The organism is Streptomyces flaveolus (assembly GCF_000716535.1).
GTDB lineage: Bacteria > Actinomycetota > Actinomycetes > Streptomycetales > Streptomycetaceae > Streptomyces > Streptomyces flaveolus_A.
The window spans coordinates 197,354-215,661 of record NZ_JNWV01000037.1; the positions used below are offsets into that span (position 1 = coordinate 197,354).

Genomic DNA, 18,308 nt, shown 5'->3' on the forward strand with positions numbered 1-18,308 from the left:
GTAGGAGCCTCCAAAACGTCCCGCGCGCGTGCCTGCGGAAACTCGTATTCCCCGTTGTCACCCCCGTGGGGCACGATGGGGGGCATGGCGCTTACGAACGATCACCCCGGTGAGCAGGCGGCTCCGAACCCCATCAAGCTGATCGGCATCCGGGAGACCCCGCTCTCCGTGGACGAGGTGTTCCAGGCCGTCGGGGACGACGCGGCCGGGGGTGTCGCGCTGTTCGTGGGGACCGTGCGGAACCACGACGGGGGCGCCGACGTGGACACGCTCGGGTACTCCTGTCACCCGAGTGCCGAGGCCGAGATGCGGCGGATCGCGGAGAAGGTCGCCGCCGACCACCCCGTGCGGGCGCTGGCCGCCGTCCACCGGGTGGGGGACCTCCGGGTCGGGGATCTGGCCGTCGTCGTCGCCGTGGCGTGCCCGCACCGCGCGGAGGCCTTCGACGCCTGCCGCAAGCTGATCGACGACCTCAAGCACGAGGTGCCGATCTGGAAGCACCAGAAGTTCTCGGACGGCACGGAGGAGTGGGTCGGCGCCTGCTGACCCCGGCCCGGCCGCAGGCCCGGTCCGGACACCTGTTCGTTCGGCCGGAGCCCCCCTCAGCTCCCGGCCGGCCGCCTGCCGATCCGGCCGGCGCTCGCCGATCCCGCCTCACGCCCGCGGCTCCCGGCCCGGCTCGCCGACCCCGCCCAACGCCCGCGCCGCCCGGCGTCCGGCGCCCGCAGACGCCCGCCCAGCGCCCGCAGCCCACCCGGTGCCGCTGATCCGTCTGGTCTTCGCCGGTCCCCCGAAGGCGTCACACCGGGCACACGCTTCCCTCCGGTTGCGTAACCGGCACCCTAGCGTGAGCGTTGTTCATGCAAATGGTTAATCTGCTGATCAGTCATTTGCGGACGCTCGTGGCGTATGGGAGGTCGGCATGGGGGTGCTTGTCTGGCTGCTGATTCCGCTTGTGGCTGCGATCGGCGGTGGGCTGTGGGGAACGTGGGCCAACCGAACCCGCAGGACGCGGAGCGACGGCCCTGAGCTGGACGGATACGCCCGGTTCCGCGAGGCCATGGAGAAGTCGCACACGGGTGCGCGCGGCGCCTGACGGGGGTGCCCTGACGGTGCGCTGACAGACGCGTCCCGTACTGTCGTGACATGCCACGCCGCACCGCGACGATGCTCGCCTCGACCCTGATGCTGATCGCGCTCCTGTGCGCGGGAGTCCTCATCCCCGTGCCGTACGCGGAGATGTCTCCCGGCCCGACCGTGAACACGCTCGGAGAGCACGACGGCGAGCCGGTGCTGCAGATCGCGGGGCACAAGACCTATCCGACGGACGGCCATCTGAACATGACCACCGTCCGGGTCACCAGCGCCGACTACCGGATGAACCTCGTCGAGGCCGTCTACGGCTGGCTCGCCCACGACAGCAAGATCGTCCCGCACGACACGCTGTACCCGGACGGCAAGACGGAGGAGCAGTCCACCCAGGAGAACGCCGAGGAGTTCAGCCAGTCCCAGGAGAGCGCCAAGGTCGCCGCCCTGAAGGAGCTGGGCGTCCCGGTGAAGTCCTGGGTGATCGTCTCCACGGTCGTCAAGGGCTCCCCGGCCGAGGGCAGGCTGCACGCCGGCGACGTGATCAAGGCAGTCGACGGTACGGCGGTCAAGCAGCCGTCCGACGTCGCCAAGCTGGTCACCAAGCACAAGGCGGGGCAGAAGGCCGTCTTCACCGTCGTCCCCGCCAAGGAGCAGGCCGCCGCCGAGAAGGCGAACAGGACGGCGACCAGGACGCAGGACGTCACCATCACGACGACGACCTCCCACGACACCGGGGCCAAGCGGGCCATCGTCGGCATCTCCGCCGGGACCGACCACACCTTCCCGTTCACCATCGACATCAAGCTCGCCGACGTCGGCGGGCCCAGCGCCGGTCTGATGTTCGCCCTCGGCATCTACGACAAGCTCACCCCGGGCAGCCTCACCGGCGGGAAGTTCGTCGCCGGCACCGGCACCATCGACGACAAGGGCGCGGTCGGCCCGATCGGCGGCATCGAGATGAAGACCGTCGGCGCGCGCGACCGCGGCGCCCAGTACTTCCTGACCCCCGCCGACAACTGCGCGGCGGCCGCCAAGGACACCCCGGGCGGGCTCACCCTGGTCAGGGTCAAGACCATCGGCGACGCGCTCGACGCGCTGAAGGACATCCGCAGCGGGGACACCGCCGCCCTGCCGAAGTGCACCACCAAGGGCTGAGCGGGCCGTGACACGGCTGGGGGCGCCCCTGACGATCAGGGGCGCCCCCAGCGCCGTACCCCGGACGGGACGGGGTCCGTCCGCGAAACGGGATCAGTCGGCGAACGTCGCCGCCAGGGCGTCCGCCAGGCCCGGCACCAGGTCGGGACCGGTCAGGACCTCCGTCGGGGAGTCCTTCTCCCGCAGCCGCAGCGCCGACTCGCGGCTGCCGTCCCGCAGCACGGCCACCGTCATCCGGACCTCCTGGCGTTCGGGGTGCTCGGCCACCCACCTGGCCAGCCCGGCCTCGTCGAGACCGGAGGGAACCTGGGCCTCGGCGGACGGCGGCAGCATCAGGCGCTCCACCGCGAGCGCGCAGCCGGTCACCGCGTCGGGCCAGGCGATGGTGCCGAGGAACTCGTCGAGCGGCTTGCCGGACGGGAGCTCGTCCTGCTCGATCGGGGTGAGACCGGTGGTCTCGGGCTCGTCCTCCAGGCCCAGCTGGGCCGCGAGCGAAGGTTCCTGAGCCCGCAGCCGTGCGGTGTCTACGAGGGCGAAGAGGCGAGCGGGCTGGTCCCAGCCGAGGCCGGAGACGTACTCGTCGATCTCGAGTACGGCCCGGGTGAGCGGGCTCGCTGCCATGGGAGTGTTGGACATGGTCACAATCCTGCCTCGTTCCCGGCCGGAATCGGGAACCGAGTAAACCGTGAGTAAGTTGCATAGGTGTGGGCCCGCGATCACGGGGGGCCACGGCGGGCCCGCGAACCCGAGGGTCTGACGGATCGACAGCGAACTTCGAGGTGCGCACCTTGGCTTTCCAGATGCCGGACCGCGGCGGAGGCCCGACGGGGCCACGGATCAGAGCGGGCCGCCCGTCCCGGAGGGTGAGGACCCTGCTCGTGACACTGGGCGTCCTCGCCGTGCTCGGCATGGTCTTCACCATGTTCGCGGGCTTCTGGACGGACTGGCTGTGGTATCGGTCGGTGCACTACTCGTCCGTGTTCACCACCACCCTGTCGACCAAGATCGGGCTCTTCTTCGTCTTCGGCCTGCTGATGGCGGCCGCGGTCGGCCTCAACATCTGGCTCGCGCACCGGCTGCGGCCCCCGCTCAGCGCCATGTCCATGGAGCAGCAGAGCCTCGACCGCTACCGCATGGCCATCGCGCCGTACAAGAAGTGGCTGCTGCTCGCCGTCACCGCCCTGGTCGGACTGATCGCGGGCGCCTCGGCGGCCGGCCAGTGGCGGACCTGGCTGATGTGGGTGAACGGCGTGCCCTTCCACCAGAAGGACCCGCAGTTCCACCTCGACGTCTCCTTCTACGCCTTCGACCTGCCCTGGTACCGCTTCCTGCTGGGCTTCGGCTTCGCCGCCGCCATCCTGTGCCTGATCGCCGCCGCGCTCACGCACTACCTGTACGGCGGGCTGCGCGTCACCAGCCCGGGGGCGCGCGCCACCGCCGCCGCGACCGGACACCTGTCGGTGCTGCTCGGCATCTTCGTCGCCCTCAAGGCGGTCGCCTACTGGCTGGACCGGTACGGCCTCGCCGTCAAGTCCAGCGACTTCAAGGCCACGGGCAACTGGACCGGCCTGCGCTACGTCGACGCCAACGCCTACCTGCCGGCCAAGACGATCCTGTTCTGCATCGCCGTCATCTGCGCGCTGCTGTTCTTCGCCACCCTCTGGCGCCGCACCTGGCAGCTTCCGGTCATCGGCTTCGGCCTGATGGTCCTGTCGGCGATCCTGATCGGCGGCCTGTACCCGGCCATCGTGCAGAAGTTCCAGGTCCAGCCGAACGAGCAGGCCAAGGAGGCGCCGTACGTCCAGAAGAACCTGAAGGCGACCCGCGAGGCCTACGGCATCGACCAGGCCAAGGTCACCGAGTACCCGGGCAAGTCCACGACCCCGGACAAGACCAAGCTGCGCGACCAGGTCGACGCCACGGCCAGCATCCGCATCATGGACCCGAACGTCGTCTCGCCGACGTTCCAGCAGCTCCAGCAGATCAAGGCCTACTACGGATTCCCGACCAACCTCGACGTCGACCGGTACACCAAGGACGGCAAGGAGCAGGACACCGTCATCGGTCTGCGCGAACTGAACCTGGACGGCATCCCGAAGAACAACTGGATCAACGACCACTTCCGCTACACGCACGGCTTCGGCGTGGTGGCCGCCAAGGGCACCGAGGCGGACTCCGAGGGCCGGCCGGTCTTCACGGAGAAGAACCTGCCGTCCCAGGGCGACCTCGGGACGTACGAACAGCGGATCTACTACGGCGAGAAGACCACCACGTACTCGATCGTCGGAGGCCCCCAGAAGGAGGTCGACTACTCCGACAACGACCGTGAGATGACCACCAGCTACCAGGGCAAGAGCGGGGTCAACCTCGACAACCCGGTCAACCGGGCCGCGTACGCGGTGGCGTTCAACGAGCCGCAGATCCTCTACTCGGGCGCGATCGGCAAGGGCTCACGGATCCTGTACAACCGCACGCCCAAGGAGCGCGTGGAGGCGGTCGCCCCCTGGCTGACCATCGACGGCGACGCGTACCCGGCGGTCGTGAACGGCCGCATCCAGTGGATCGTCGACGCGTACACGACGTCGAACGGCTACCCGTACTCCTCCCGTACGACCCTCGGTGACACGACGGCCGACTCGCTGACCGCGACGAACAACTCGCGCGCGGTGGTGGCCCAGCAGAACCAGGTCAACTACATCCGCAACTCGGTGAAGGCGACCGTCGACGCGTACACCGGCGAGGTCAAGCTGTACCAGTGGGACACCCAGGACCCGGTGCTGAAGACCTGGATGAAGGCCTTCCCCGACACGGTGGAGCCACGCAGCGCGATCTCCGCGGAGCTGATGGACCACCTGCGCTATCCGCAGGACCTGTTCAAGGTGCAGCGCGAGCTGCTCACCCGCTACCACGTGACGGACGCGCAGACCTTCCTCACCGGCAGCGAGGTGTGGGAGGTCCCGGACGATCCGACGAACAACTCGGGCAGCGCGGTGCCGCCGTACTACCTGAGCATGAAGATGCCGGGCCAGAGCGAGCAGGCGTTCTCGCTGACGACGACGTTCACACCCAACGGGCGGGACAACCTCAGCGCCTTCATGGCCGTCGACTCCGACCCGCGCACCAGCGACTACGGCAGGATCAGAGTCCTGAAGCTGCCGACGAACACGACCGTCGACGGCCCCAAACAGGTGCAGAGCCAGTTCAACTCGGAATCGGACATCGCGGAGACCATCAGCCTGCTCAGCCGCGGGCACTCGAAGGTCGAGTACGGCAATCTGCTGACCGTGCCGCTGGACGGGGGCCTGCTGTACGCGGAGCCCGTCTACGTCCGCGGTGGCTCGCTCAAGTACCCGTTGCTGAGGAAGGTCCTGGTCACCTACGGGGGCAGGACCGCCTTCAAGGACACCCTGGACGAGGCCCTCAACGAGGTGTTCGGGGTGAAGAGTTCGACCAGACCGCCGGAGACCACCCCCCCGCCCAACACCAGCAATCCGACGGTCAAGCAGGCGTTGGAAGACGCCCAGAAGGCGTTCGACGCCGGGCAGGAAGCGCTGAAGAACGGGCCGGACTGGGACGCGTACGCCAAGGCGCAGAAGGACCTCCAGGACGCGCTGAAGCAGGCCGAGAAGGCCCAGTCCACGACGGGCGGCACCGGCGGCAAGAACGGCGACAAGAAGCAGAGTTGATCAAGACCGCCTCGCGCCGTGGTACGGTTGACACACAACGGCGCGGGGTGGAGCAGCTCGGTAGCTCGCTGGGCTCATAACCCAGAGGTCGCAGGTTCAAATCCTGTCCCCGCTACTGAAGTCGAAGGCCCGGATCCAATACGGATCCGGGCCTTCGTGGTGTGCGAACTCATGTACTGAGGGGAGGGACGGCCGCGCCGCCGTGGGGAGTTGGGCGGTATGTGTTTGACTTGTCTCTCTGTGGGCATGTCGACAAAACGCTCAAGTGACCTCACGGGCTGCGGTATACCGGGTGTACCCAGGTTGCAGGTGGTGCGACGATGGACGTTATGGGGGACAAGGCAACTCTGTTCGAGTCAGGGCGATTTGTGCAGCCTTCCGACATGGAGCCGGCCCGCGACGAGATGGTGGACATGGGGGACGCCGCCGAGGAGACACGCCTCGCGCTCGCCGCGCAGAGCGGTGACGCCGAGGCGGCCAGCGTCCTCGGAGCCATGCTGCTGCGCCGCGGCGACCTCGACGGAGCCGAACCCCACCTGCGCGCGGCCACCGCGGCCGGTGACCGGGCCGCCGCCAACAACCTGGGCGTCCTGCTGCACCAGCGCGGCTACCCCGAGGAGGCGGCCGGCTGGTGGCGGATCGCCGCCGTCGCCGGTTCCGCCGCCGCCGCGCACGCGCTGGGCCGCCACCACCGCGAGCGCGGGGACGAACCCGCCGCCGAGTACTGGCTGCGGCAGTCCGCCGAGCAGGGCCATGCCCTCGGCGCCTACGCGCTCGCCGACCTGCTGGAGCACCGCGGGGACGTCGGCGCGGAGCACTGGATGCGTGCCGCCGCCGAGCGCGGGCACCGGGAGGCCGCCTACCGGCTGGCGCGCGCGCTCGACCGCACGGCCGGACCCGGGGACGAGACCGGGGGTGACAACGCTGTCGCGGAGGCCGAGCAGTGGTACCGGCAGGCCGCCGCACGCGGGCACCGGCGGGCCGCGCTGCAGCTCGGGGCGATCCTGGAGAAGCGCGGCGAGCTGAAGGAGGCCGGGCGCTGGTACCTGACCTCCGCCAAGGACGGCGAGCCGCGGGCCGCCTGCGCACTGGGCTTCCTGCTGCGCGACGCCGGCGACACCGAGAGCGCGGCCGTGTGGTGGCTGCGCGCCGCCCAGGACGGCGACGGCAACGCGGCCAACGCGCTGGGCGCGCTGCACGCCGAGCGCGGCGAGACCCAGACCGCCGAGCGGTGGTACCGGGCCGCGCTGGACGCGGGCGACGACAACGGCGCCTACAACCTCGGGCTGCTCTGCGCCGAGCAGGGCCGGACCGCGCAGGCCGAGCAGTGGTACCGCCGGGCCGCGTACGCCGGACACCGGGAGGCCGCGAACGCGCTGGCCATCCTGCTGCTCCAGAACGGCGACCCGACCGGGGCCGAGCCGTGGTTCTCCAAGGCCGCCGAGGCCGGAAGCGTGGACGCCGCGTTCAACCTCGGCATCCTCTACGCCGGGCGCGGCGAGGACGCGATGGCGCTGCGCTGGTACGAGCGGGCGGCGGCCGCCGGGCACGCCGAGGCCGCGCTCCAGGTCGGGATCGCCCGGCTGCGCCAGGGCGACGAGCAGGAGGCCGAACGGCATCTGCGCTGTGCGGCGGGCAGCGGCAGCGCGGAGGGCGCATACCGGCTGGCCGCCCTGCTCGACGCGCGCCGGCCGCCGGAGCCCGCGCACGAGCTGGGGGAGACCGTGCAGGAGAAGACCGAGTGCGAGGAGTGGTACGAGCGTGCCGCCTCGCAGGGGCACCGGCGGGCGCAGGTGCGGGTCGGCATGCTCGCGGCGGCGCGGGGAGACGTCGTGGAGGCGGCGCGGTGGTACCGGGCGGCCGCCGAGGCCGGCTCGCGCAACGGCGCCTTCAACCTGGGGCTGCTGCTCGCCCGCGAGGGGAGCGAGCCCGAGGCGGCGGTGTGGTGGACCCGGGCCGCCGACGCCGGGCACGGGCGGGCGGCGCTGCGGCTGGCCCTCGTCTACGCGCGTCGCGGCGAGCTGGCGGAGGGGCAGCGGTGGGCCGACAGAGCGGTCGCGCTGGGGCCGGCGGAGGTGTCCGAGCGGGCGGGACGACTGCGGGACGCGCTGCGGGAGGAGCTCTCGGCGTGACGCTGGACACCCCGGCCTCAACTGATTTGCTTCTCGATGCTTCCCTCACGTAGTGTCGTGTTCACCGACGCGGGGTGGAGCAGCTCGGTAGCTCGCTGGGCTCATAACCCAGAGGTCGCAGGTTCAAATCCTGTCCCCGCTACTGAAGGCCGAGGGCCGGAATCCAGAGATGGGTTCCGGCCCTCGGTGCTTTCGTGCGCGAAGGGCCTCCGTGCGCGCAGACGCTCGTACGTACGCGAAGAGCCCCGGCGGATGCCGGGGCTCCAGGGAAGCGGGTGTGCTACGCGCCCGCGCAGTTCGGGCACAGCCCCCGGTACGTCACCTCGACGTCCGACACCGTGAAGCCGAAGCGCTCGGTGTCGGGGAGGTCGGCGAGGGGGTTGCCGGTCGGGTGCACGTCACGGATCGCGCCGCACCGGGCGCAGACCAGGTGATGGTGTGGCTGGTGCGCGTTCGGGTCGTACCGCTTGGCGCGCTTGTCCGTGGTGACTTCCAGCACCTCGCCGAGCGTGACCAGCTCGCCCAGCGTGTTGTAGACGGTGGCCCGGGAGATCTCGGGCAGCTTCGCGACAGCCCGTGCGTGGACCTCGTCGGCCGTCAGATGGACGTGCTCGCCGTTCAGGACCTCGGCCACCACGCGCCGCTGCGCGGTCATCCGCCATCCGCGTCCACGCAGCCGTTCCAGAAGGTCGCTCATGGCTACCAGCCTAACAGGAAGGGTCCCCAGATCGGGAACAGGTGTGACTTTGGATCGTCGTTTGACTTAGACAATGTCCATTGTAGGATCGGAACCGGCTTTGGCCACAGGACAGGACTAGTCAGTGATGACGCAGGAGGCGCACGTGACGCAGGGACCGCTCACCACGGAGGCCGGTGCCCCGGTCGCCGACAACCAGAACAGCGAGACGGCGGGCGTCGGCGGGCCGGTCCTCGTCCAGGACCAGCTCCTGCTGGAGAAGCTGGCGCACTTCAACCGCGAGCGCATCCCGGAGCGTGTGGTGCACGCCCGTGGCGCCGGCGCGTACGGCACCTTCACGGTGACCGCCGATGTCACGCCGTACACGCGCGCCGCGTTCCTCTCCGAGGCCGGCAAGCAGACCGAGGTCTTCCTGCGCTTCTCGACCGTGGCCGGCAACCTCGGCGCGGCGGACGCCGTCCGCGACCCGCGCGGCTTCGCGCTGAAGTTCTACACCGAGGAGGGCAACTACGACCTCGTCGGCAACAACACCCCGGTCTTCTTCATCCGGGACGCGATCAAGTTCCCGGACTTCATCCACACCCAGAAGCGCGACCCGTACACGGGCAGCACCGAGGCCGACAACGTGTGGGACTTCTGGTCGCTGTCGCCCGAGTCGACCCACCAGGTGACCTGGCTCTTCGGTGACCGCGGCATCCCGGCGTCGTACCGCCACATGGACGGCTTCGGCTCGCACACCTACCAGTGGAACAACGCGGCCGGCGAGGTCTTCTGGGTCAAGTACCACTTCAAGACCGACCAGGGGATCAAGAACCTCACCGCCGAGGAGGCCGAGGTCCTCGCGGGCAAGGACCCCGACTCGCACCAGCGCGACCTGCGAGAGGCGATCGAGCGCGGCGAGTTCCCGAGCTGGACCGTGGGCGTGCAGATCATGCCGGCGGCGGACGCGGCGACGTACCGCTTCAACCCGTTCGACCTGACCAAGGTCTGGCCGCACGCGGACTACCCGGTCATCGAGATCGGCAAGCTGGAGCTGAACCGCAACCCGCAGAACATCTTCGCCGAGGTCGAGCAGTCGATCTTCTCCCCGGCGCACTTCGTGCCCGGCATCGGCCCGTCGCCCGACAAGATGCTCCAGGGCCGGCTCTTCGCCTACGGCGACGCCCACCGCTACCGCGTCGGCATCAACGCCGACCACCTGCCGGTGAACCGCCCGCACGCCACCGAGGCGCGGACCAACTCCCGTGACGGCTTCCTCTACGACGGCCGGCACGGCGGTGCCAAGAACTACGAGCCGAACAGCTTCGGCGGTCCGCAGCAGACCGGCCGTCCGCTCTGGCAGCCGTTCGACGGCTTCACGGCCGGCACCGGCAACCACCCGACGCCCCTGCACGCCGAGGACGACGACTTCGTGCAGGCGGGCAACCTCTACCGGCTGATGTCGGAGGCGGAGAAGGAGCGACTGATCGCCAACCTGGCGGGCGCCATCTCCCAGGTGTCCCGCGAGGACATCGCCGAGCGCGCGATCGGCAACTTCGCGAGCGCCGACGCCGACTTCGGCAAGCGGCTGGAAGCGGCGGTGCGGGAGCTGCGCGGCTGAGCCGAGCGCCCTCGCGGCTGGGCGGGCCGGACCCCACGGTGCTCGGGGTCCGGCCCGCTTCGCATGTCACAGCGCGGGCGTGGGCTCGCGGGCCGGCAGCCAGCGGCGGACGATGTCGCGGACCGAGACGATCCCGGCCACGTCGCCGCGGTCGAGGACGACGAGGTGGCGGAAGCCGCCGTGCGCCATGGCGCGGGCCGCCTCCTCGAGGGTCCAGGTGGGGGTGGCGAAGACGACGTCGGTGGTGGTGTGGGCGTGGGCGCGCTCGGCGTCCGGGTTCTGCCCGAGGCCGACGGAGTTGAGGATGTCGCGTTCGGTCAGGATGCCGATGCCGCCGGCATCCGGGTCGAGGACCACGGCGGCGCCGACGCGGCGGGCGGACATCAGGGCGGCTGCCTGGCGGAGGGTGTGGGCGGGGCCGAGGGTGAGTATCACCGTGCTCATGGCGTCACGGACGAGCATGGACGGACCACCTCCTAGGAACCCCTGGGAACAGTTCAGGGATTCACAAATTCACAAGTGGGGGTGGGTTCAGAGTGCCAGGTAAAGGGAGGGTCAACAAGGGGGCGCGCGGCGCCAGTTGAGGGCGTAGCGGGGGTACTCCCGTTCCTCTCCCGGTTCCTCACGGGCGCGGGTTGAGATACTCCAGCAGCTCGTCGTGGAGGAGGCCGTTGGACGCCCCGGCGTTGCCGCTGTGCGGGCCCGGGCGACCGTCGAGGCCGGTGAAGGTGCCGCCCGCCTCCGTCACGATGACCGCGTTGGCGGCCATGTCCCACAGGGACAGCTCCGGCTCGGCGCAGATGTCCACGGAGCCCTCGGCGACCATCATGTACGGCCAGAAGTCGCCGTAGGCGCGCGTGCGCCACACCTGGCGGGACAGGTCCAGGAAGCCGTCCAGGCGGTTCTGCTCCTCCCAGCCCGACAGCGACGAGTACGCGAACGAGGCGTCCGCGAGCTTGCCGACGCGCGAGACGTGGATACGGGTCGCCGAGGTGAGGTTGCGGCCCGTGAAGGCGCCGTGGCCCTTCGCGGCCCACCAGCGGCGGCCGAGAGCGGGCGCGGAGACGACGCCGACGACGGGCTCGTACCCGCCCTGCCCCGCCTCCATCAGGGAGATCAGGGTGGCCCAGACCGGGACGCCCCGGACGTAGTTCTTCGTGCCGTCGATCGGGTCGATCACCCAGCGGCGGGGACCCGTGCCCTCGATGCCGTACTCCTCGCCGAGGACGGCGTCCCGCGGGCGGGCGCGCTGGAGCTGGCCGCGGATGAGTTCTTCCGCCGCCTTGTCCGCTTCGCTCACCGGGGTCATGTCCGGCTTCGTCTCCACCTTGAGGTCGAGGGCCTTGAAGCGGGCCGTGGTGGCGGCGTCGGCCGCGTCCGCGAGGACGTGGGCGAGGCGGAGGTCGTCGAGGTAGTCGGGCATGTGAGGAACGGTATCGCTTCCCGGCGCCGGCAGGCTGCCTCCGCGCGGCCGGCGCAAACCCTTGACAGTGCATACAAGCGCGTCAAATCTGGGCGCAGAGTCGCTGTGGCCCAGGGAGGCGAGGATGCCTGCTGCCCGGGAATCGCTGTTGGACGCCGCGTACACGGCGCTCGCGCGCCGGCCGTGGTCCGCTGTGCGGATGGTCGACGTCGCCGCGTCGGCCGGGGTGTCCCGGCAGACCCTGTACAACGAGTTCGGCAGCAAGGACGGCCTGGCCCGGGCGCTGGTGCGGCGGGAGGCCGACGGATACCTCGCCGGCGTCGAGCGGGCCCTCGCCGGTTCCGCCGAGGCGCGGGACCGGCTCACCGCCACCGCCGAGTGGACGGCCACCGCGGCCCGGGACAACGCGCTGGTCCGCGCCATGCTCACCGGTTGCTGGACCGAGCGGCTGCCGAGCCCGCCGCTCACCGCCGTACCCTCCGCCACCGCGATACCGGCACAGCGCCGGGCGGACGGGCCGCTGCCCGCGCCCCGCGACTTCGTGCGGATCGTCCGGGACCGCGCGGCGACCGCGCTGGCCGGTCCCGGCGCCGACCCGGCCGACACCGCCGACCTGCTCCGCTCCTGTGAGCTGGTCGTACGCCTCGCGCTGTCCTGCGTGGCGGCGCCGCCGGGGGAGGGCGGGATGGCGGAGCTGGTCCGGGCGGTGCTGCCACGGCACCTGGTGTGAGGGCGGCCTCAGACACCGTCCTCGTAGGGCCCGCCCCGGAAGTACAGGGCCCCGTAGTGGCGGGGCCGGTCCCCGCGTGCGTGCGCGGCGTCGGAGCGGTCGGCGGGTGCGGAGCGCCGGGCGAGGTCCCGCAGCCGGTCCAGGCCGGCCAGCACCTCGGCACGGTGGCCGGACTCCTTCATCCACCGGGGCAGCCGCGCGAACATCGCCATGGTCGGACGCGCGGGGCCCCGCTCGCGCAACCCGGCACCGACGTAGGCGGCCAGCGCTTCGAGATGCTCCTCGTTGAAGGCCCACAGCACGCGGCCGAGGCACCGGGTCTGGAGCCACAGGGGGCGCCGGAAGAAGGGGTCCTCGGTGCCGCCCGGCTGGGCCCCGACCAGTCCCCGGCCGCGCAGGTCCGCCGTCCAGCGGGCGATCGCGCCGCAGCCCGCGCAGGTCAGCCGGCGAGGCAGGACCAGCAGCTCGCTGAAGTACGGCGGCGCAGGCAGGTCCGGCCGGGGGATGACCAGCGCGCGGCCACCGCAGCCCGGGCAGACCACCAGCACCCGGCCGGTGTACTGGACCAGCCAGCGGCCCGAGTCGTGGTGCCGGGACGGATCCGTGCCCTCCATGCCCCGCCCCCTAGTGCGCCGATCCCTAGTGCGCCGACCCCGACAACTGCAGCCCGATCACCCCGATGATGACCAGGCTGATCGACACGATCTTCAGGGTGGAGACCAGGTCGCCGAGGAAGACCATGCCGTAGATGGCGGTGCCCGCCGCGCCGATGCCGGTCCACACGGCATAGGCGGGGCCGACGTCCAGCTTCTTCAGGGACAGGGTGAGCAGGCCGAAGCTGCCCAGGGCGAACGACGCGAAGGCGATCGTCGGCCACAGGCGCGTGAACCCGTGCGAGAGCTTCAGGCACACGGCGAAGCCGGTCTCCAGTATCCCGGCCACTATGACCAGCAGCCACGCCATGTGTGGTCCTCCCGTTGATCCGGATCTCCGGCTCGGTGCGATTATGCACTTACCGGCCTCGCACCCCGGCAAACAACGCGAGGCTCAGTCGCCCTCCTTGCGCTCCCTGGTGGCCAGCAGCCGACGCAGCGAGTACAGCCGTGCCGGGTCCGCGTGTCCCTCCTCCACCCACGCGTCCAGCGCGCAGTCCGGCTCGTCGTGGCTGCACGCGCGCGGGCAGCCCGCCGTGCCGGGTTCGAGGTCGGGGAAGGCGTGGATGACCCGGGACGGGTCGATGTGCGCGAGCCCGAAGGAGCGGACCCCCGGCGTGTCGACGACCCAGCCTCCCCCACTCTCGGCTCCGCTCGAGCGGGAGGTGCCCCCACCACCGGTGAGCGGCAGGGCGAGGGCGGAGGTGGTGGTGTGCCGGCCCCGGCCGGTCACCGCGTTGACGTGTCCCGTCATACGCCGGCGCTCCTTGGGCACCAGCGCGTTGACCAGGGTCGTCTTGCCGACGCCCGAGTGGCCCACGAACGCGGTGATCTTGCCGTCCAGGTGCTCGCGGACCCGGTCCGCCGCGTCCCCGGTCTCCAGTTCCTCGCGGCTGGTGACGACGTACGGGATGTCGAGGGCGCCGTACAGCTCCAGCAGCTTGTCCGGCGGGGCCAGGTCCGACTTGGTCATCACCAGCAGCGGCTCCAGACCGCCGTCGAAGGCCGCGACCAGGCAGCGGTCGATCAGCCGGGGGCGGGGTTCGGGATCGGCCAGGGCCGTCACGATCGCGAGCTGGTCGGCGTTGGCGACGACCACCCGCTCGAACGGATCGTCGTCGTCGGCCGTGCGGCGCAGCACCGACGTCCGCTCCTCGATGCGGACGATCCGCGCGAGCGTGTCCTTCTTGCCGGACAGGTCCCCGACCAGGGCCACCCGGTCGCCCACCACGGCCGCCTTGCGGCCCAGCTCACGCGCCTTCATCGCCATCACGACCCGGTCGTCGACCAGGCAGGTCAGCCGCCCCCGGTCGACGGTGAGGACCATGCCCTCTGCCGCGTCCTCGTGCTTGGGTCGGATGTTCGTCCGCGGCCGGTTGCCCTTGCGGTTGGGACGGCTGCGGATGTCGTCCTCGTCGGTGTGCTTGCCGTAGCGGCGCATGGCGTACGTCCCTACTGCCCGAGCATCCCGGTCCACAGCTCGGGGAAGTCCGGCAGGGTCTTCGCCGTCGTCGCCACGTTCTCGATCAGCACGCCCGGCACGGCCAGGCCGATGATCGCACCGGCGGTCGCCATGCGGTGGTCCTCGTAGGTGTGGAAGGTCCCGCCGTGCAGCGCGCGCGGGCGGATGTGCAGGCCGTCGGCCGTCTCCGTGACGTCACCGCCCAGCTCGTTGATCTCCTTGGTGAGCGCGGCCAGCCGGTCCGTCTCGTGCAGCCGCAGATGGGCCACGCCCCGCAGGGTGGACGGCGAGTCGGCGAGCGCGGCCACCGCCGCGATGCCCGGGGTCAGCTCGCCCACGTCGCCGAGGTCCACGTCGATGCCGTGGATGGTCCCCGAACCGGTGAACTGGAGGCCGTACTCGGTCAGTTCGCAGGAACCGCCCATCTCGGTGAAGATCTCCCGCAGCCGGTCACCCGGCTGGGTGGTACGGGCCGGCCAGTCCGGGATCACCACCTTGCCACCGGTGACCAGGGCCGCCGCCAGGAACGGCTGCGCGTTGGACAGATCCGGCTCGATCGTCAGGTCCCGGCCGAGCAGCGCGCCCGGCGTCACCCGCCACACGTTCGGCTCGCCGCCCGACTCCGGGGTGTCCACCTGGGCGCCGACCGCGCGCAGCATGTCCACCGTCATCCGGATGTGCGGCATCGAGGGCAGGCTGGCGCCGGTGTGGCGGACCTCCACCCCCTGGTTGAAACGGGGGCCCGACAGCAGCAGCGCCGACACGAACTGCGAGGACGAGGAGGCGTCGATCGACACCGGGCCGCCGTCCAGGGCGCCCCCGCCGTGCACGGTCAGCGGCAGCGTGCCCCGGCCGTCGTCGTCGATCCGGGCGCCGAGCACCCGCAGCGCGTCGATCACGCCGTTCAGGGGACGCTCGTACGACCGCGGGTCCCCGTCGAACCGGACCGGGCCGTCGGCCAGCGCGGCCACCGGCGGCAGGAACCGCATCACCGTGCCCGCGTTGCCGACGTCGACCGTGGCCGGGCCGGACAGGCCCGTGGGCAGCACCCGCCAGGCCTCGCCGGTACCGTCCGGGCCCACTCCCTCCTCGATCTCCACGCCCATGGCCCGCAGGGCACCGGCCATCAGCAGGGTGTCCCGGGACCGCAGCGGGCGGCGCAGCCAGCCCGGCTCGGAGGCCAGGGCCGCGAGAACCAGGGCGCGGTTGGTGACCGACTTGGACCCCGGCACGTGGACCGTCGCGTCGACGGCTCCGCTCGCGTGCGGGGCGGGCCAGAGGGCGGTGGAGGAGGTGTTCGGGGCCATGGGGCCACTTTATAAGGAGGGTGCGGTCTCAACCTTCCAGCAGCCAGCGGCCCCCGCCGATCAGCGAGCACAGCGACACCGCGTGGAACAGGAACAGCCACAGGCCCGCCGGTACGTGCGTCAGCCGCGAGAGCTGGTCCGCGTCCGAGTCCCCGGCCCCGCCCCGGGACCGCTTGGCCTGCAGCTCGAACGGCGGCCGTACCCCGCCGAACAGCAGGAACCACACCACCGCGTACGCGAACGCCGCCTGCACCTGCGACCCCGCCAGCCAGGACACCAGCAGGAACGCCCCGCCGGCGAGGAGCACGGTCAGCACGCCGTACGCGTTGCGGATCATCACCAGCATCGCCACCAGCAGGGCGGTGGCCACCCACAGCAGGAGGGTGATGCGCCCGGCGGCCAGCAGGGCGGCCCCGCCGAGGCCCAGCAGCGAGGGGGCCGTGTAGCCCGCGGCGGCCGTCAGGATCATGCCCAGCCCGTGCGGCTTGCCCCGGCTCACGGTGAGCCCGCTGGTGTCGGAGTGCAGCCGGATCCCGGTGAGCTGCCGGCCGGTGAGCAGGGCGATCAGGCCGTGTCCACCCTCGTGCGCGATGGTGATCGCGTTGCGGGATATCCGCCACACCGGGTGCGGGACGACCACGGCGAGCGCGGCGGCCAGCGTGGCCAGCACCACCCACAGGTCGGGATCGGGCTGGGTTCCGGCGAGCCGGTCCCAGAGGCCGGGCAGCGCGGTGGCGGCGAGGCTGTCCATATCTGCTGGTGGCTCCCTTTCGCTGGACGGAATCTGGCAGTGTGGCACGTATGTGCGGACGGTATGCATCGAGTCGTAGGCCCGAGGATCTCGCGGGGATCTTCGAGGTCGAGAAGTGGGAGCCCGAGGAGACCTTGGAGCCCGACTACAACGTGGCGCCGACCAAGGAGGTCCACGCCGTCCTGGACCGCCCTCTGAAAGACGCGGACTCCCCGCGTCCGGTTCGCCAGCTGCGCACGCTGAAGTGGGGCCTGGTCCCGTCCTGGGCGAAGACCCCGGAGGGCGGCGCCCGGATGATCAACGCCCGCGCCGAGACCGTGCACGAGAAGCCCGCCTACCGGCGCGCCTTCGCCGCCCGCCGCTGCATCCTGCCGGCCGACGGCTACTACGAGTGGGTCACCGGCGAGCAGGAGCGCGACCTGGAGGTGGAGGGCAGGAAGAAGCGGCCGCGCAAGCAGCCGTACTTCGTGCTGCCCGCCGACGGCTCGGTGTTCGCGATGGCCGGGCTGTACGAGTTCTGGCGCGACCGGACCCTGCCCGACGACCACCCACGGGCCTGGTGGGTCACCTGCTCGGTGATCACCACCGAGGCGGAGAAGACCCCGCTGGCCGTGGCCCCGGCCGAGGGCCCGCGCTCCCTCGCCGAGATCCACCCCCGGATGCCGCTGATGCTCACCCCGGACCGCTGGGACGCCTGGCTCGACCCCTCCCGCACCGACCCCGACGACCTGCGCGACCTGCTCGCCCCGCCTCCGGCCGGCCTGATGCGGGCCTACCCGGTGTCCACCGCCGTCAGCAACGTCCGCAACAACAGCCCGGAGCTGCTGAAGGAGCTGGAGGGACCGGAAGAGGGCACACTCTTCTGACGTGACGCACGTGACAGAGGTGACCACGCAGACGGTCGGAACGGACGCCGGGGACGCCCGGATCACCTGGCACCCGGCGAAGAGGGCCCGGCTGGTGCTGGCCGTGAGCCACGGCGCCGGCGGCGGCATCGAGGCACGCGACCTCCGGGCGCTCGCGGCCGCGCTGCCCGCCGACGGCGTGACCGTCGCCCTCGTCGAGCAGCCCTGGCGGGTCGCCGGCAAGAAGGTCGCTCCCGCGCCGAAGACCCTGGACACCGGGTGGCGGGGCGTGTGGCCCGCGCTCGCGGAACCCGGCCTGCCGGTGATCTCCGGGGGCCGCAGCGCCGGCGCCCGGGTCGCCTGCCGCACGGCGGCCGGGCTGGGCGCGCACGCCGTGCTCGCGCTGAGCTTCCCGTTGCACCCGCCGGGCAAGCCGGAGAAGTCCCGGGCGGACGAGCTGCTCGGGGCCGGGGTGCCCACGCTGGTCGTCCAGGGCGGCAACGACCCCTTCGGGAAGCCGGCGGAGTTCCCGGAGGGTGACTTCCGGCTCATCGAGGTGCCGCACGGCGATCACGGGTTCGCCGTCCCCAAGCGCGCGGAGATCACCCAGGAGCGGGCGATGGAGATCATCACCGGCGCGGTACGGGAGTGGATCGCGTCACTCGGGTGACCCGGGAATGTTGGGCGGGGGACCGCTGTTGAGCCGGACGGAAGTGCCGACGGCTTCGGCACCGACGTCGCAGGAGAGGAAGTCCGCCGCATGGGTTCGACCATCTGC

At 71.4% G+C, this 18,308-nt stretch carries 17 protein-coding genes and 2 tRNA genes; 10 read left to right on the forward strand and 9 right to left on the reverse strand.

What is annotated here, in order from left to right:
- Positions 1-84 precede the first annotated feature (84 nt).
- Together OO52_RS35505 and OO52_RS35510 are read left to right on the forward strand one after the other, a co-directional pair.
- Entirely contained in the window at positions 85-546 is a 462-nt protein-coding gene (locus OO52_RS35505) for a molybdenum cofactor biosynthesis protein MoaE (protein WP_030657121.1), read from the forward strand.
- A 600-nt stretch (positions 547-1,146) separates the two neighbouring features.
- Positions 1,147-2,244 (forward strand): YlbL family protein, encoded by a 1,098-nt coding sequence (locus tag OO52_RS35510; protein ID WP_030657123.1) that lies wholly within the window; start codon positions 1,147-1,149, stop codon positions 2,242-2,244.
- A 93-nt stretch (positions 2,245-2,337) separates the two neighbouring features.
- On the opposite strand, the gene OO52_RS35515 is transcribed toward OO52_RS35510, so the two are convergent.
- Positions 2,338-2,880: a PPA1309 family protein gene (locus OO52_RS35515; RefSeq protein ID WP_030657126.1), complete on the reverse strand. Its 543-nt coding sequence runs from the start codon at positions 2,878-2,880 to the stop codon at positions 2,338-2,340.
- Between the two features lie 164 nt (positions 2,881-3,044).
- Between OO52_RS35515 and OO52_RS35520 the strand changes: the two genes are divergently transcribed.
- The 4 genes from OO52_RS35520 to OO52_RS35535 all read left to right on the forward strand — a co-directional run bounded on the left by OO52_RS35520 (position 3,045) and on the right by OO52_RS35535 (position 8,204).
- Positions 3,045-5,930, forward strand: a complete 2,886-nt coding sequence (locus tag OO52_RS35520; RefSeq protein ID WP_234329474.1) for a UPF0182 family membrane protein — start codon at positions 3,045-3,047, stop codon at positions 5,928-5,930.
- 41 nt (positions 5,931-5,971) lie between these two features.
- Positions 5,972-6,045: transfer RNA gene (locus tag OO52_RS35525), tRNA-Met, on the forward strand.
- Positions 6,046-6,250: 205 nt separating this feature from the next.
- Positions 6,251-8,062, forward strand: a complete 1,812-nt coding sequence (locus OO52_RS35530; protein ID WP_030657131.1) for a tetratricopeptide repeat protein — start codon at positions 6,251-6,253, stop codon at positions 8,060-8,062.
- Between the two features lie 68 nt (positions 8,063-8,130).
- Positions 8,131-8,204, forward strand: a tRNA-Met gene (locus OO52_RS35535).
- Between the two features lie 138 nt (positions 8,205-8,342).
- On the opposite strand, the gene OO52_RS35540 is transcribed toward OO52_RS35535, so the two are convergent.
- Complete coding sequence (locus tag OO52_RS35540; RefSeq protein WP_030657133.1) at positions 8,343-8,759, reverse strand: Fur family transcriptional regulator; 417 nt, start codon at positions 8,757-8,759, stop codon at positions 8,343-8,345.
- A gap of 145 nt (positions 8,760-8,904) precedes the next feature.
- Here OO52_RS35540 and OO52_RS35545 point away from each other — a divergent pair, with 145 nt between their 5' ends.
- Positions 8,905-10,359, forward strand: coding sequence for a catalase (locus OO52_RS35545; protein WP_030657135.1), 1,455 nt, complete (start codon positions 8,905-8,907; stop codon positions 10,357-10,359).
- Between the two features lie 66 nt (positions 10,360-10,425).
- On the opposite strand, the gene OO52_RS35550 is transcribed toward OO52_RS35545, so the two are convergent.
- Both OO52_RS35550 and hisN read right to left on the reverse strand, forming a co-directional pair.
- Complete coding sequence (locus tag OO52_RS35550; RefSeq protein ID WP_030657137.1) at positions 10,426-10,821, reverse strand: CBS domain-containing protein; 396 nt, start codon at positions 10,819-10,821, stop codon at positions 10,426-10,428.
- A 160-nt stretch (positions 10,822-10,981) separates the two neighbouring features.
- Positions 10,982-11,782, reverse strand: a complete 801-nt coding sequence (gene hisN / locus OO52_RS35555; protein WP_030657139.1) for a histidinol-phosphatase — start codon at positions 11,780-11,782, stop codon at positions 10,982-10,984.
- 124 nt (positions 11,783-11,906) lie between these two features.
- On the opposite strand from hisN, the gene OO52_RS35560 reads away from it, so the two are divergent.
- The gene (locus tag OO52_RS35560; RefSeq protein ID WP_030657141.1) at positions 11,907-12,512 is read left to right on the forward strand and encodes a TetR/AcrR family transcriptional regulator; all 606 of its coding nucleotides are present in this window, start codon (positions 11,907-11,909) and stop codon (positions 12,510-12,512) included.
- A gap of 8 nt (positions 12,513-12,520) precedes the next feature.
- On the opposite strand, the gene OO52_RS35565 is transcribed toward OO52_RS35560, so the two are convergent.
- The 5 genes from OO52_RS35565 to OO52_RS35585 all read right to left on the reverse strand — a co-directional run bounded on the left by OO52_RS35565 (position 12,521) and on the right by OO52_RS35585 (position 16,685).
- Positions 12,521-13,126, reverse strand: a complete 606-nt coding sequence (locus OO52_RS35565) for a hypothetical protein (RefSeq protein ID WP_030657143.1) — start codon at positions 13,124-13,126, stop codon at positions 12,521-12,523.
- A gap of 25 nt (positions 13,127-13,151) precedes the next feature.
- Positions 13,152-13,475 (reverse strand): DMT family transporter, encoded by a 324-nt coding sequence (locus OO52_RS35570; RefSeq protein ID WP_030657145.1) that lies wholly within the window; start codon positions 13,473-13,475, stop codon positions 13,152-13,154.
- Between the two features lie 84 nt (positions 13,476-13,559).
- Positions 13,560-14,606, reverse strand: a complete 1,047-nt coding sequence (rsgA, locus tag OO52_RS35575; RefSeq protein ID WP_030657147.1) for a ribosome small subunit-dependent GTPase A — start codon at positions 14,604-14,606, stop codon at positions 13,560-13,562.
- 11 nt (positions 14,607-14,617) lie between these two features.
- Positions 14,618-15,934: a 3-phosphoshikimate 1-carboxyvinyltransferase gene (gene aroA, locus OO52_RS35580; RefSeq protein WP_030657149.1), complete on the reverse strand. Its 1,317-nt coding sequence runs from the start codon at positions 15,932-15,934 to the stop codon at positions 14,618-14,620.
- Positions 15,935-15,962: 28 nt separating this feature from the next.
- Complete coding sequence (locus OO52_RS35585) at positions 15,963-16,685, reverse strand: M50 family metallopeptidase (protein ID WP_030657151.1); 723 nt, start codon at positions 16,683-16,685, stop codon at positions 15,963-15,965.
- A gap of 50 nt (positions 16,686-16,735) precedes the next feature.
- On the opposite strand from OO52_RS35585, the gene OO52_RS35590 reads away from it, so the two are divergent.
- Entirely contained in the window at positions 16,736-17,551 is an 816-nt protein-coding gene (locus OO52_RS35590; RefSeq protein WP_030657153.1) for an SOS response-associated peptidase, read from the forward strand.
- Between the two features lies 1 nt (position 17,552).
- A complete protein-coding gene (locus tag OO52_RS35595) occupies positions 17,553-18,200 on the forward strand; it encodes an alpha/beta hydrolase family protein (protein ID WP_030657155.1) in 648 nt (215 codons plus the stop codon).
- Positions 18,201-18,308 lie beyond the last annotated feature (108 nt).

What these genes read in the sequence shown, in the direction of transcription:
- OO52_RS35585 (WP_030657151.1), bottom strand. Translation starts at nt 16,685, where the DNA reads ATGGACAGCCTCGCCGCCACCGCGCTGCCCGGCCTCTGGGACCGGCTC.
- aroA (WP_030657149.1), bottom strand. Translation starts at nt 15,934, where the DNA reads ATGGCCCCGAACACCTCCTCCACCGCCCTCTGGCCCGCCCCGCACGCG.
- rsgA (WP_030657147.1), bottom strand. Translation starts at nt 14,606, where the DNA reads ATGCGCCGCTACGGCAAGCACACCGACGAGGACGACATCCGCAGCCGT.
- OO52_RS35530 (WP_030657131.1), top strand. Translation starts at nt 6,251, where the DNA reads ATGGACGTTATGGGGGACAAGGCAACTCTGTTCGAGTCAGGGCGATTT.
- OO52_RS35590 (WP_030657153.1), top strand. Translation starts at nt 16,736, where the DNA reads ATGTGCGGACGGTATGCATCGAGTCGTAGGCCCGAGGATCTCGCGGGG.
- OO52_RS35550 (WP_030657137.1), bottom strand. Translation starts at nt 10,821, where the DNA reads ATGCTCGTCCGTGACGCCATGAGCACGGTGATACTCACCCTCGGCCCC.
- OO52_RS35510 (WP_030657123.1), top strand. Translation starts at nt 1,147, where the DNA reads ATGCCACGCCGCACCGCGACGATGCTCGCCTCGACCCTGATGCTGATC.
- hisN (WP_030657139.1), bottom strand. Translation starts at nt 11,782, where the DNA reads ATGCCCGACTACCTCGACGACCTCCGCCTCGCCCACGTCCTCGCGGAC.
- OO52_RS35570 (WP_030657145.1), bottom strand. Translation starts at nt 13,475, where the DNA reads ATGGCGTGGCTGCTGGTCATAGTGGCCGGGATACTGGAGACCGGCTTC.
- OO52_RS35540 (WP_030657133.1), bottom strand. Translation starts at nt 8,759, where the DNA reads ATGAGCGACCTTCTGGAACGGCTGCGTGGACGCGGATGGCGGATGACC.
- OO52_RS35565 (WP_030657143.1), bottom strand. Translation starts at nt 13,126, where the DNA reads ATGGAGGGCACGGATCCGTCCCGGCACCACGACTCGGGCCGCTGGCTG.
- OO52_RS35520 (WP_234329474.1), top strand. Translation starts at nt 3,045, where the DNA reads ATGCCGGACCGCGGCGGAGGCCCGACGGGGCCACGGATCAGAGCGGGC.
- OO52_RS35560 (WP_030657141.1), top strand. Translation starts at nt 11,907, where the DNA reads ATGCCTGCTGCCCGGGAATCGCTGTTGGACGCCGCGTACACGGCGCTC.
- OO52_RS35505 (WP_030657121.1), top strand. Translation starts at nt 85, where the DNA reads ATGGCGCTTACGAACGATCACCCCGGTGAGCAGGCGGCTCCGAACCCC.
- OO52_RS35515 (WP_030657126.1), bottom strand. Translation starts at nt 2,880, where the DNA reads ATGTCCAACACTCCCATGGCAGCGAGCCCGCTCACCCGGGCCGTACTC.